The organism is Methylobacterium sp. WL18 (assembly GCF_008040015.1).
Lineage (GTDB): Bacteria > Pseudomonadota > Alphaproteobacteria > Rhizobiales > Beijerinckiaceae > Methylobacterium > Methylobacterium mesophilicum.
The window spans coordinates 1-12419 of sequence record NZ_VRVD01000018.1; the positions used below are offsets into that span (position 1 = coordinate 1).

The 12419-nt window shown below is 68.0% G+C and carries 10 protein-coding genes, 1 tRNA gene and 1 pseudogene; 10 read left to right on the forward strand and 2 right to left on the reverse strand.

What is annotated here, in order from left to right:
• Window positions 1–94: 94 nt before the first annotated feature.
• From FV228_RS03690 to FV228_RS03720, 8 genes and pseudogenes are all read left to right on the forward strand, one after another.
• Entirely contained in the window at window positions 95–2386 is a 2292-nt protein-coding gene (locus FV228_RS03690; protein ID WP_147853348.1) for an FdhF/YdeP family oxidoreductase, read from the forward strand.
• 2 nt (window positions 2387–2388) lie between these two features.
• A complete protein-coding gene (locus FV228_RS03695; RefSeq protein WP_147853349.1) occupies window positions 2389–3801 on the forward strand; it encodes a cytochrome ubiquinol oxidase subunit I in 1413 nt (470 codons plus the stop codon).
• Between the two features lie 2 nt (window positions 3802–3803).
• Entirely contained in the window at window positions 3804–4874 is a 1071-nt protein-coding gene (gene cydB / locus FV228_RS03700) for a cytochrome d ubiquinol oxidase subunit II (protein ID WP_348645004.1), read from the forward strand.
• 205 nt (window positions 4875–5079) lie between these two features.
• Window positions 5080–5241 (forward strand): hypothetical protein, encoded by a 162-nt coding sequence (locus FV228_RS32900; RefSeq protein WP_187277623.1) that lies wholly within the window; start codon window positions 5080–5082, stop codon window positions 5239–5241.
• A gap of 23 nt (window positions 5242–5264) precedes the next feature.
• Window positions 5265–6251 (forward strand): phospholipase D-like domain-containing protein, encoded by a 987-nt coding sequence (locus FV228_RS03705; protein WP_147853351.1) that lies wholly within the window; start codon window positions 5265–5267, stop codon window positions 6249–6251.
• Window positions 6229–6834, forward strand: coding sequence for a chromate transporter (locus FV228_RS03710; protein ID WP_147853352.1), 606 nt, complete (start codon window positions 6229–6231; stop codon window positions 6832–6834). Before FV228_RS03705 ends, FV228_RS03710 begins: the two co-directional genes overlap by 23 nt.
• Window positions 6831–7358, forward strand: a complete 528-nt coding sequence (locus FV228_RS03715) for a chromate transporter (protein ID WP_210247779.1) — start codon at window positions 6831–6833, stop codon at window positions 7356–7358. Before FV228_RS03710 ends, FV228_RS03715 begins: the two co-directional genes overlap by 4 nt.
• Window positions 7303–7496, forward strand: a pseudogene (locus FV228_RS03720) (transposase); the annotation flags it as partial. The gene FV228_RS03715 and the pseudogene FV228_RS03720, both read left to right, overlap by 56 nt.
• A gap of 223 nt (window positions 7497–7719) precedes the next feature.
• Here FV228_RS03720 and FV228_RS03725 read toward each other — a convergent pair.
• A complete protein-coding gene (locus FV228_RS03725) occupies window positions 7720–9333 on the reverse strand; it encodes a porin (protein WP_246693815.1) in 1614 nt (537 codons plus the stop codon).
• Window positions 9334–9848: 515 nt separating this feature from the next.
• Between FV228_RS03725 and rsgA the strand changes: the two genes are divergently transcribed.
• Window positions 9849–10883: a ribosome small subunit-dependent GTPase A gene (rsgA, locus tag FV228_RS03730; RefSeq protein ID WP_147853354.1), complete on the forward strand. Its 1035-nt coding sequence runs from the start codon at window positions 9849–9851 to the stop codon at window positions 10881–10883.
• A gap of 163 nt (window positions 10884–11046) precedes the next feature.
• Here rsgA and FV228_RS03735 read toward each other — a convergent pair.
• Window positions 11047–11121, reverse strand: a tRNA-Thr gene (locus FV228_RS03735).
• Between the two features lie 242 nt (window positions 11122–11363).
• On the opposite strand from FV228_RS03735, the gene FV228_RS03740 reads away from it, so the two are divergent.
• A complete protein-coding gene (locus FV228_RS03740; protein ID WP_147853355.1) occupies window positions 11364–12401 on the forward strand; it encodes a YihY/virulence factor BrkB family protein in 1038 nt (345 codons plus the stop codon).
• The last annotated feature ends 18 nt before the right edge of the window (window positions 12402–12419 follow it).

A 12419-nucleotide genomic window follows, 5' to 3' on the forward strand; every position in this document is an offset into this window, starting at 1 on the left:
AAGCCGGATCGGTCGGCAGGCGCCGCCGCCCGCCTGATCGCCGCCGCTCCGGACGCCCGGGAAGCCTGCGCCCGTCTCCAGCCCGAGGACCCTGATGGCCAAGGTCAAGATCCGCGCCTACACCAATCCTGCCGGCGGCTGGGGTGCGCTGGAGGCGACCGGCAAGGCCCTCGTCGAGCAGGATATTCCGGTGCGGGGAGCGGCGACGCTGCTGCGCATGAACCAGCCGATGGGATTCGATTGCCCGGGCTGCGCCTGGCCCGATCCTAAGAAGCCGGGCCCGTTCGAATTCTGCGAGAACGGCGCCAAGGCCATGGCCTGGGAAGCGACCGCCAAGCGGTGCACCCCGGACTTTTTCGCCGCCCACACGGTCTCCGAACTGGAGACGTGGAGCGACTACGAACTGGAGATGGTCGGTCGCATCACGCATCCGATGCGCTACGAGGCGGCCAGCGACAGGTATGTCCCGGTCGCCTGGGATGAGGCCTTCGCGCGGATCGGGACGATCCTGCGCGAGGGCATGGAGCCGGATCAGGCCGAGTTCTACACATCGGGTCGCGCCTCCAACGAGGCCGCCTTCCTGTTCCAGCTTTTCGGCCGGGCTTACGGGACCAACAATTTCCCCGACTGCTCGAACATGTGCCACGAGGCGACGAGTGTCGGCCTCCCGCAGAGCATCGGCGTCGGCAAGGGCACGGTGCTGCTGGAGGATTTCGACCGCGCCGACGCCATCCTGATCTTCGGCCAGAATCCGGGCACCAACAGCCCGCGGATGATGACGAGCCTGCGCGACGCGGCGCGGCGCAACGCGGCCATCCTGAGCTTCAACCCGTTCCCGGAACGAGCCCTGGAGCGTTTTCAGGCGCCCCAGAACCCCGTCGAGATGGCATCGCTGACGTCGACGCCGATCTCGTCGCGCATCTTCCAGGTCCGGGTCGGAGGCGACGCGGCGGCCCTCAAGGGCATCATGAAGGCCTGCATCGCGATGGACGATGCCGCCATCGCCGCCGACGAGGCTCGCGTGCTCGATGTGGACTTCATCGCCGGCCACACGAAGGGCTTCGAAGCCCTCGCGGCCGACCTCCGGTCCACATCCTGGGCGGCGATCGAGCGCCGCTCCGGTCTCACCCGCGCGGATCTCGAATCCGCGGCGCGGACCTACGTGGCGGCCGAGAACGCCATCCTGGTCTGGGGCATGGGGATCACCCAGCATCGGCGCGGCACCGAGAACGTCCGCCTGATCAGCAACCTCGCGCTCCTACGCGGCAATGTCGGGCGGCCGGGCGCCGGCCTGTGCCCGGTGCGCGGACATTCCAACGTCCAGGGCAACCGGACCGTCGGCATCACCGAGAAGCCGACGCCGGAAATGCTCGACCGGATTCGGGACGCCTTCGGCTTCGAGCCGCCCCGGGCGCATGGCCACGACGTGGTCGCGGCGCTGGGCGCGATGCTGCAGGGCCAGGCGCGGGCCTTCATCGCGCTCGGCGGAAACTTCGCCGCCGCCGTCCCCGACACCGAAAGCGTCCAGCAGGCGATGCGCACGCTCGACCTGACGGTGGCGATCAACACCAAGCTCAACCGGGGACAGCTCGTCCACGGCCGCGAAGCCTACATCCTCCCCTGCCTCGCCCGCAGCGAAGTCGACCATCAGGCGACGGGGCCCCAGTCGATCACCGTCGAAGACTCGATGTCGATGGTGCACGCCTCGGCCGGCCGCAACATGCCTGCCTCCGAGCACCTGATGAGCGAGACCGCGATCGTGGCCGGCATCGCCCGGGCGACGCTCGGCCCGGGCTCGGCCGTCCCCTGGGAGGACTTCACCGCGGATTACGACCGTATCCGCGACGCGATCGAGCGTGTGTTCCCGATCTTCCAGGGGTTCAACGCGCGGATCCGCGTGCCCGGCGGCTTCCATCTCACATCGCTGGCGCGCGAGCGGATCTGGGCCACGCCGTCCGGCCGGGCCGAGTTCGCAGTCTTCGAGGGCCTCGAGGAGGATGCCCTCATGAGCGACCCCGGGGCGCTCTGGCTCACCACGATGCGTAGCCACGATCAGTACAACACGACACTCTACAGTCTGTCCGACCGGTATCGCGGCGTCTTCGGCGGCCGCATGGTGGTCTTCCTCAGCGAGTCCGAGATGGCCCGGCAGGGCGTCCGGGCCGGGGACCGGGTGGCGCTCGACACGATCGCCGACGACGGGGTCGCCCGCTCGGTGGAGGGCTTCCAGGTGGTGCCCTACCGGCTGCCCGACGGCTGCGTCGGCGCCTACTACCCCGAGGCCAACCCTCTGGTCCCGCTCGGCCTGCACGATCCGCAGAGCCACACCCCCTCCTTCAAGGCGATTCCCGTCCGGATGCGCCGCCTCGAGACGGGAGCCGCCTGACCATGGACGCCCTCACGCTCTCCCGGATCCAGTTCGCCTTCACGATCGGCTTCCACATCCTGTGGCCGGCCTTCACGATCGGCGTCGCCTCGTTCGTCGCGTTCCTGAGCTTCCGGTGGTGGCGGACGGACAATCCGGTCTACGGCGCGCTGATGCGGTTCTGGATCCGCATCTTCGCGCTGGGTTTCGGCATGGGGGTCGTGACCGGGCTGGTGCTCTCCTACCAGATCGGGACCAACTGGAGCGGGTTCTCCCGGGCCGTCAGCAACGTGCTCGGTCCGTTCTTCCTGTACGAGGTCATGACCGCCTTCTTCCTGGAGGCGGGCTTCATCGGCATCGTCATCTTCGGCGAGAACCGGGTCGGGCGCGGCGCGCATTTTTTCGCCTGCCTGATGGTCGCCACCGGGACCCTGTTCAGCGCCAGCTGGATCCTGGCCTCCAACAGCTGGATGCAGACCCCGGCCGGCTACACGCTCGACGCCGACGGCCTGTTCCACGTGGCCGACTGGTGGGCGGCGTTCTTCAACCCGTCCTTTCCCTATCGCTTCCTGCACATGGTCTGCGCCAGCTACATCACGGGCAGCTTCGTGGTCGCGGGTGTCTCGGCCTATCATCTCTGGCGGCGGCAGCATGTCGAGGTCGCCCGCAAGGGCTTCTCGCTGGCGATGGGCGCGGCCCTCGTGCTCGTCCCGCTGCAACTGGTCATCGGCGACGCGCATGGGCGCAACACGATGCGCCACCAGCCGACGAAGCTCGCCGCCATGGAGGGCCTCTGGGATTCCGGCTCGGGCGTGGCGGCGACGCTGATCGCGTGGCCCGACATGGCCGCTGAGCGCAACCGCTTCGAGATCGCCATCCCGCACGCCGCGAGCCTCTACCTGACGCATAGCTGGAACGGCTACGTGCAGGGTCTCAAGGCCGTCCCGGCCGCCGAGCGGCCCTACGTGCCGCTGGTGTTCTTCGCCTTCCGCATCATGGTCGGCATCGGCATCGTGCTCCTGATCCTGGCGATCATCGGCGGCGTGCTCCGCTGGCGCGGCCGCCTGTTCACCACCCGCTGGTTCCAGCTCGCCGCCATGGCGGCGACCCCGCTGGGCTTCATCGCGGTGATCGCCGGCTGGACCGTGACCGAGACCGGGCGGCAGCCCTATGTCGTCTACGGACATCTGCGCACGGCCGACGCCGTCGCGCCGCTCGCGCCCGGTGCCGTGCTGACCTCGCTGCTGATGTTCGCCCTGGTCTACAACCTGCTGCTCCTGGCCTTCTTCTGGTACGGCGCGCGCGTTGTCATCCGCGGACCGGCCGCGATCGCGGACGTGCATCCGAACGCGGTGCGCCCCGGCCTCGAGCAGGCCGGAACGGCGGTCCCGAGCCGGGCGCGTCCCTACACCACGCCGATCGCGGCCGGGGAATGACAATGGACCTGCCCCTGATCTTCGCGCTCGTCTCGGCCTTCGCCATCGCGATCTACGTTCTCGCCGACGGTTTCGACCTCGGCATCGGCATTCTGTTCCTGCTCGCTCCGCGCGATCGGCATCGGGACCTGATGATGCAGAGCATCGCGCCGATGTGGGACGGCAATGAAACGTGGCTCGTGCTTGGCGGCGCCCTTCTGTGGGCCGCCTTCCCGATCGCCTATTATGTGCTGCTTCCGGCCTTCTACCTGCCGATCATGGCGATGCTGTTCGCCCTGATCCTGCGCGGCATCGCCTTCGAGTTCCGGTTCCAGGCCACGCGCTTCCGGCGCGTCTGGGATTTCGCCTTCGCGGGTGGCTCCCTCCTCGCCGCGCTGGCGCAGGGCATCGTCCTGGGCGGGTTCATCGGCGGCGTTCCCGTGCACGATGGCGCCTTCTCGGGAACCGCGCTCAGCGCTTTCAGCCTGCTTGGGCTGCTCTGCGGTGCGGGTCTCGTCGGCGGTTATGCGCTGCTGGGCGCCGGCTGGCTGATCTGGCGCACCGAGGGTGCGGTGCAGATCTTCGGCCGGGAGGTCGGACGCGCCGCCCTGATCCTCACGGCCAGCATGATGACCCTCGTGAGTGCCTGGACGGCCCTGACGGTTCCCGAGGTCGCGCAGCGGTGGTTCGCCTGGCCGCAGGTGCTGCCGCTGGCGCTCTTTCCGTTGGCGGCCGCCGGCATCTCGGTGCTCATCGGGCGCAGCCTGTGGAGCCGGCGCGAGACACGGGTCTTTCAGCTGACGATCGTGCTGTTCCTCCTCGGCTTCGCGGGTCTGGTGGTCAGCCTCTGGCCCTACGTCGTCCCGCGCCACGCCACGATCTGGAGTGCCGCGTCCGACGTCGCGACCCTGCGCTTCGTCGGGGTCGGCGTGCTGATCGTCGTGCCGGTCATCATGGCCTATCTCGGCCACGCCTACTGGGTCTTCCGCGGGAAGACGGTGCTGGAGGCGCACGGGACCGAGGAGGCTCGGCAAGCGGCTCCGTCCGCAGGCCGACGCGCCACCGCCTCCGAGACCGCCCTGCACCTGTGCTGATGCTGGCCCCCATGGCCGCCGCAGCCGAATCGTCACGGACCGCATCGCCCTGGCCCTCGCAGCTCCGGTCGACGGCTCGGGCGGTGGAACGCCACGTCCCGGTCCCGGGCGACAGGGCGGTCGCGCGCGCGGCCTCCGCTTCGCCGAATTCCGGCCGATACTGTTCGCGACCGATGCCGACGAGAAATTGCGCCGGCCGGTGTGCGTGACGCTCGTGCGAAGATTGATTGTTTCGCAGATTTCCGCGTTCTATACGGCGCCGGTCGTGGACATCTCCAAGAGCCGCCACGGCAGGCCGCCGCGTCGCGGCGGCGTCGATCAGCGGTTCGACCGCCCCGGCTCGATCGCGGCCATCGCACGGATCTGACGTCAGGAGATCGTAGCGCCGACATGCAAGCGCCGCAGCTCATCGTTCAACCGGACCACGGCATCGAGCCGGTCGTCGCGCTGATGCGGGGCGCCGAGCAGGAAATCCTGCTCAAGCAATTCACCTTCGACCACCCCCTGCTGATCGACGCGGTTCTGGCTCGGCACGCGGAGGGCGTCGCGGTGCGCGTCCTCCTCAACCCGGCCAAGGGCACCGGCGAGCGCATCAACGACGCAACCTTCGCGCGTCTGGAGGAGGCCGGCATCCCCGTGCGTTGGACGTCGCCGCGCTTCCTCGTCACGCACGAGAAGTCCCTGGTCGTGGACGGCGCGCGCGCCATGGTGGCGACGTTCAACTTCATGGAGAAGTACTTCACCAAGACCCGGGATTACGCGGTCGTCCTGTCCGATCCCGGTCAGGTCGCCGGCATCCGGGCCTGCTTCGAGGGCGATTGGAACGGCGAGGCGTTCGCGCCCGATGGCGGCTCCGACCTGTCCTGGAGCCCCGGGGGCGCCAGGGCGATCCTGTGCGACCTGCTCGACGGCGCCGAGCGCAGCATCGATCTCGCCCATCCGAAATTCGCCGAACCGGTGATCTTCGAGCGGATTCACGCCGCCCTGAAGCGCGGGGTCCGTGTCCGCCTGCTCTGCGGCGGCAAGCACGGGCTGCACCAGCCCGACCTGATGTACTCCTTCGCCCTGTGGCGCCTGTACCGCGCGGCCGGCGGCCGGCTTCACAAGCAGCGGGGGCTGCGCAGCCACGGCAAGATCGCGATCATCGACGGGGCCCGGGTCTATCTCGGCACCCAGAACCTCGATCAGGCCGCCTTCGACCTGCGGCGCGAACTCGGTGTCGTTGTGCGCGACGCCGCCACCGTCGGCGCGATCGCGGCGATCTTCGAGGCGGATTGGCGCGGCTCGCGGCGGTACGAGCCGCCCTATCCGATCGCTGCGGCCGATGCGGAAGAGAATGCGGAGTTCGAGCCGGATGCCGACCTCCGACACAGCTGAGCCCGTCCCGGCCCGAACCGCCGTGGCGCCCGGCCTCCCGGAGCTGTTCTGGCTGTTCAACCGGCTGACGCTGGTGAGCTTCGGCGGCGGTCTCACGGCCTGGGCGCGCAAGCTGATCGTCGAGGACAAGCGCTGGATCGACGACGCGGAGTTCCTCAGCGCCTACGCGCTGGCCCGGGTGCTGCCCGGGGCCAACCAGGCGAACTTCGCGATCTATGTCGGCCACCGCTTCCGCGGCGTGCCCGGGGCGGCCGCCGCCCTGCTCGGCCTGACGCTCGTGCCGTTCTGCATCGTCCTGGGCCTCGCCTGGGCCTATTTCCGGAGCGGCGCGGTCCCGGCGGTCCAGGATATCCTGCGCGGGGTCACCGCCGCCGCGGTGGGGCTCGCGCTGTCGGCAGGCCTGAAGGCCGGCGAGGGCTTCGCGCGGCGGCCCGCGGCGCTCGCCGTCATCGCCCTGGCCTTCCTGGGCTCGATCGTGCTGCACCTCCCGCTCCTCGCCGTCCTGGCGATCCTGGCGCCCCCGGCCTTCCTGTTGGCGTGGCGGCATCCGCGCCAGCGCGGGGACGCGGAGGCCGAGCGGTGAAGCCCGGCGCCCTCGTCGCGCTCGCGACCTTCTTCAGCACGATGTCGATCCTGTCGATCGGCGGCAGCAACAGCGTCGTGCCGGAGATGGCGCGTCATGCGGTCGGGGAGGCGCACTGGCTCACCGGCGGCGCGTTCTCCGACCTCTTCGCGATCTCGCAGGCCGCGCCCGGGCCGAGCAACCTGATCGTCGCGATGATCGGCTACAAGGTCGCGGGCCTCGCCGGGGCGGTCGTCGCCCAGGCCGCCATGATGCTTCCGGCCGCGTTGCTGATGATCGTCGTGGCGCGGATCTGGCAGGCGTCTTCGGGGGCCGCTTGGCATATCGCCCTGGAGGCGGCGCTGGGGCCGATCGCGGTCGGGCTGATCCTGGCGAGCGGGTGGACGGTCGCGGAGGGGGCCGGCTTCTCGTCCCGTGGGTACGTCGCCGCAGCAATCTTCACCCTGCTGTTCTGGCGCACCAATCTCAATCCGCTCCCGATCCTGGCCATCGCGGGCTTTCTGGGCTGGATGCACGCGATCTGAGCCCTTTGCCCGGCGGCAGGTGGAGAACGGCGCATCAGTGGCCGAGGTCTGCCGGCGATGGGCGTGTCCGATCCGACGTCTCATCGCTGGAAGACGCAGCTCGTCGGCATCGGCGTGCCGGAGATCCACCGGCGCAAGCATGCCCAGAGCTTTCGCCAACCCGGCTGTCACGGTCCGAGACCTTGCAGAGGCCGCGGACCGTATAGCGGGTCACCGCCAGAGGCGTCGCTTTGCGAGGGCCGCAAAGCGACGCTCTACGGGGGCGGGCATCGCCATCTTCGCCCGCCCGGGATCATCATCCCACAGGGCGCCGTACTCACTGCGCGGGCCATAAACGCGCGGCCCGGGGCCGCCGCGCCCTTCAGAAATCCCGCTGCACGCGTGCGCGCACCTGGATGACGTCGACGCTGCTGGCGGTGGCGACCGGGTTGGCGGGGTTGTTGACGTAGGCCGGGTTCTGGCCAGGGTAACGGCTCGTGTCGAGGATGCGGCCGCTCCGCGGTCCGTAGCGCGTGTAGATCGCCTCGACGCCGATATCGAACTCCTTCACCGGCGACCAGATCAGGTTGGCGCCGACGACGAAGCGGTCGCTGTCCCGCAAGACCGGGCTCAGGTCGAAGAATCGCGAACCGGGGGTGCCCGGTCCTGTCCCGGTCAGCCCGAAATAGGTGCCCTGTGCCGCGCGGGCGCCGCGGGCGAAGGCCAGGCCGCCGTAGGAGCCGAAGACGGCGGAGCGGACCGAGGGGGTCCAGTAGTGCAGCATCGAGGCCGTGAACGAGTAGCTCGCCGTCAAGGCGAGGCGATGGGTGAAGGGGTTGATCACGCCGTCGTTGAAGAACTGGGAGAAAGCCGCCCCCTGCACCGCGCTGGCCGCCTGCGCGTAGGGGCCATTATAGGCCGGTACGCCGGTATACAACGCCGCGCCCTCTCCGTAGGCGCCCTGCAGGTAGAGCGTGTCGCCGGCCGCGATGGCGGGCAGGTTGACCTTCACGCCCCCCTGCACCGCCCAGCCGAACGCGGAGGCGGTTCCGCGTGGGGTGCGGCTGTTGCCCGGCGAGACGGGGGCGCCCAGGTTCGTTCCGGAGAACGAAACGCTGTCGAGCAGGCCGTGGTTGACCTCGTGCAGGGCCCCCGAGAGCTGCGCCGAGCCCCAGGATTGGTCGGAGCGCAGCACCCCGACGATGTCGGGTATCCGGCTGCGCTGGATCGTATCCACGAAGCCTACGCCCGTCGGGTTCCCGGCGGCGTCGAACCCGGCGAAGATCGGCGCGACGGGGCTTCCCGGCGAGAAGACCAGGGCGCCCGGACCGAGGTTCGACCGGAGGGCGGCGTTCTGGGACGAATAGACCGGCGTGCGTCGGAAGACCGGGTCCTCCACCGACAATGTGGCGGACAGGCCCTTGCCCACCGTCGCGGTGTAGGCGGCAAGGTTGGTCGAGGGGTTGTCCGAGCCCGTGGTGGCCACGATGAACTCGAAGTCGTGGGCATAGAAATCGAAGAACGAGGCCGCGCGCCCGGCGGTGAGGCCGGCGAATTGGACGAAGGCCTTGTCGACGTTGAATTGCTGCTGGGCTCGCCCGAACGTGTCGATGCCGAGGGCCGGGTAGGCGCCGCCGATCCGGAGCAGCGCGCCGGCATGCATGGTGGGGAAGCCGGTCCGGCTCCCGGCATCGAGGCGGAGGAAGGAGCGCAGGGTGCCGTAGGCCGTCTGGGTCCGGGCGTCGAGGTTGATCCGGAGGCGGCCCTGGTAGCCGCTGTAATCCCCCGGCGTGGCGCCGGCATTGTTGCCGGAGCGGCTGTAGGCGGGCTGGTAAGCGTATTCGAAGCGCGCCCGGCCAGAGAGGCGCAGGCAGGTATCCGTACCGGGAATGAAGAAGAAGGCCTGGCCATGGCTCGAGCAGATTCGCACGCTCTCGAAGCGCTGCGGTTTGCGCCGGTCCGGAAGTTCCGCCCCTTCGATGGGGAGGCTCAGCAACCCCGCGAAACCTGCCAGAAGGCTCCTCGTCACACGCTTCGGTCGATGGTTTCGGTCTTCCGCACACAACACCCGCATCGAGTCGACCATTCCACCATCCGCATTCCCCCCATGGAATCGGACGGATCGCGGCGCCGGATAATCCCGCGCGGTACCCCGGGGCCGGTCGAAGGGCCGATCGCGCGCGGGCCCGGTTTACCGCCGGGCGATCCTGCGCCAGGGCCGGGCCGAGGCCGGCTTCGGGGATCCGCTGAACCCGGCGGAATGGGAGGGGCGGGTCGGGCGGAGGCCATCCGTTCGCCAGTCGAATCTCACCGAAGCGGACCGGAGGCCATCGGCCATTCTGCGCCGCCTCCCGTTGCTCACACCCGATGGGAGCAGACGATTTCGCTGCCATCGATGCACGGCGCAAAGTGCGTCCCGGCCGATGACAAGGACCGCTGCATCGCCGGACGCACGCCGAGCCTGGCGCAGCGTTACACTTTGGACGCTGGCCATGGGCGGGAGGCCGTGTCATGGCCAAGCCGGTGAATGATCATCCCGTCTGCCCTCATCCCGCGCAGCCTGCCAGCCTGGGTTGGTCCAGCTTCTTCGAGGACCAGCGGGGGGACGACGAGACCGATCTCGCCGCCATGCGGATCGCCACGGTCCACCGCTCCCGCCTGACCGCCCTGGCTCTCACCGGACCGGTCAAGCTGACGCTTCCGGTTCATACGAACACCGGCGACTTCGCGGTGGGCGATTGGGTGCTGGTCGATCCCCGGACCCAGACCCTGCACCGCCGCCTGGACCGCAGGTCGGTCCTGGAGCGCCGCACCGAAGGCGGCAGGATTCCGCAGGTGGCCGCGGCCAACGTCGACACTTTGTTCATCGTCACATCCTGCAACGCGGATTTCAATCCTGCCCGGCTGGAGCGCTATCTGGCGCTGGCCAATCAGGGCGGCGCAAATCCGGTGATCCTGCTCACGAAGGCGGATACGGCGGCGGATGTGCGGACCTACCAGCACCAAGCCGCCGCGTTGCAGCGCGGGCTGGCCGTCGTGGCCGTCGATTCCCGCCTCCCGGAGGCTTCAAGCGCCTTATCGCCGTGGTGCGGCGTCGGACAGACCGTTGCACTGGTCGGCTCCTCCGGGGTCGGCAAGTCGACGCTGGTGAACACCCTGACCGGCGTGAACGAGGCGGTCGCGCAGGAGACGGGAAGCATCCGCGCGCACGACGCGAAGGGGCGCCACACCACGACGTCGCGCTCGCTGCACGCCATCGCGGGCGGCGGCTGGGTCATCGACACGCCCGGGATGCGAACGCTTCAGGTCAGCGACGCCGCCGACGGCATCGCGACCCTGTTCGCCGAGATCACCGAGTTGGCCCCCTCGTGCCGGTTCCGAGACTGCACGCATGCCCACGAACCCGGCTGCGCGGTGCGGGCCGCCGTCGCCAACGGCCAGCTGGATCCCGACAGGCTGACCCGATGGCGCAAGCTACTCACCGAGAACCTCGACAACGCCAAGGCGTCCAGCGGGCCGCGCGGCCGTCAGAATGCCGGCCGATAGCCTGTAGGTTTGCGTCGAAGCGAGATGCTGGAACAGGACCGCTATTCTCGGGTCCTTCCCCGGTCCGGCGGTTCGAAGAGCCGATGCTGCATGCCCCGGTACGCGCGATGCGGTTGCCGGGGCCTGAAATTCACTTAACCTGCGGTAAGCGTTCGAAAAAATCTGGTGCCGGTGGAGAGGATCGAACTCCCGACCTTCGGTTTACAAAACCGCTGCACTACCGCTGTGCTACACCGGCCCACAGTGAGAAACGACGTATCGAGGGATAACCAGGAAGCCTCGGTGTGTGAGAGTTGTGTGTGATCGTCAACCCAGAGCCGTCGGCCGTGAAGGCTACACGCTTGAAGACGATTTTTCCCGCTTGCTGCCTACCTTCGACAGGAACTTCGCCGAGAGCGGACGATCTAATCAGGTCACTGGCAAGCAGGACAGAAGGGCAATAGGCTTACTTGAGATCACCCTGTCCGTATGAGCCGTCGCATGACCCAGGACGAGGAAGAGGGTGCGGATTGGCGTTCGGAAGCCACTCGGGCCCCCAACGAGTCGACGATAAAGCTTGCAGAGGCACGGGCTCGTGAACCAGGCCGTGGTCATTCTGCAGAGAGCCCCACCGATATCCCAGCTGCGGGATGGAAGGACGTTCTTCAGCGGGTGTTTTGGGCTATCCCTCGGGACAGGGTGCTGTCCACCGCTGGTGGCGTCGCTTTTTTCAGCCTTTTGTCGACGTTCCCCGGCATTGCCACGGTCGTCTCGCTCTACAGCTTGTTTGCGGATCCAAGCGTCATCGGCCAGCATCTGAGCCTGTTAAGAGGCGTGCTACCGGATGGGGTCCTCAACCTGATTTCGGACCAGCTCCAACATGTTGCCAAGCAGGGAGCAGGGACCCTGGGCACAGCCTCACTGCTGAGCTTCCTGATCGCCTTTTGGAGTGCGAACTCAGGTGTAGCCGCCCTCTTTGATGCCCTGAACGTCATCTACAGGGAGAGAGAGAAGCGCACCCTGGTGCAGGTCTATCTGACGACCTTTCTTTTTACGATCACCGGAGCCCTTGTCACCGTTGCGACGATCGCCGTGGTCGTAGGACTGCCCATCTTCCTAGGCCGAATCGGGATGGGCGAGCGGACGGATACATTGCTACGGTTCATACGCTGGCCAGTTCTAGTCATTCTCGTGAGCGCCGGCCTCTCACTGGTTTACCGATACGGTCCGAGCCGGCGGGAAGCCAAATGGAGATGGGTGAGCTGGGGAAGCTCTGCCGCTGCCTTAGGATGGGTCGGCACTTCAGTCATGTTCACTCTGTATGTAGCCACCTTTGACAGCTACAATCGAATCTACGGTAGTCTGGGTGCGGGAATTGGATTTATGACGTGGATCTGGCTTTCGATTGTGATCGTTCTTCTTGGTGCTGAACTGAACTCCGAGATGGAAAGACAGACAGCCAGAGACAGCACGATTGGCCAACCGAAACCCCTGGGATCTCGAAAGGCTTTTGCCGCCGATACGGTTGGACATCCGTAAGCCGGTAGCGGGAGTGCA

Excerpts from the sequence above, each read along its gene's own strand:
- FV228_RS03690 (WP_147853348.1), top strand. The coding sequence starts at position 95 with ATGGCCAAGGTCAAGATCCGCGCCTACACCAATCCTGCCGGCGGCTGG.
- FV228_RS03695 (WP_147853349.1), top strand. The coding sequence starts at position 2,389 with ATGGACGCCCTCACGCTCTCCCGGATCCAGTTCGCCTTCACGATCGGC.
- cydB (WP_348645004.1), top strand. The coding sequence starts at position 3,804 with ATGGACCTGCCCCTGATCTTCGCGCTCGTCTCGGCCTTCGCCATCGCG.
- FV228_RS03705 (WP_147853351.1), top strand. The coding sequence starts at position 5,265 with ATGCAAGCGCCGCAGCTCATCGTTCAACCGGACCACGGCATCGAGCCG.
- FV228_RS03710 (WP_147853352.1), top strand. The coding sequence starts at position 6,229 with ATGCCGACCTCCGACACAGCTGAGCCCGTCCCGGCCCGAACCGCCGTG.
- rsgA (WP_147853354.1), top strand. The coding sequence starts at position 9,849 with ATGGCCAAGCCGGTGAATGATCATCCCGTCTGCCCTCATCCCGCGCAG.
- FV228_RS03740 (WP_147853355.1), top strand. The coding sequence starts at position 11,364 with ATGACCCAGGACGAGGAAGAGGGTGCGGATTGGCGTTCGGAAGCCACT.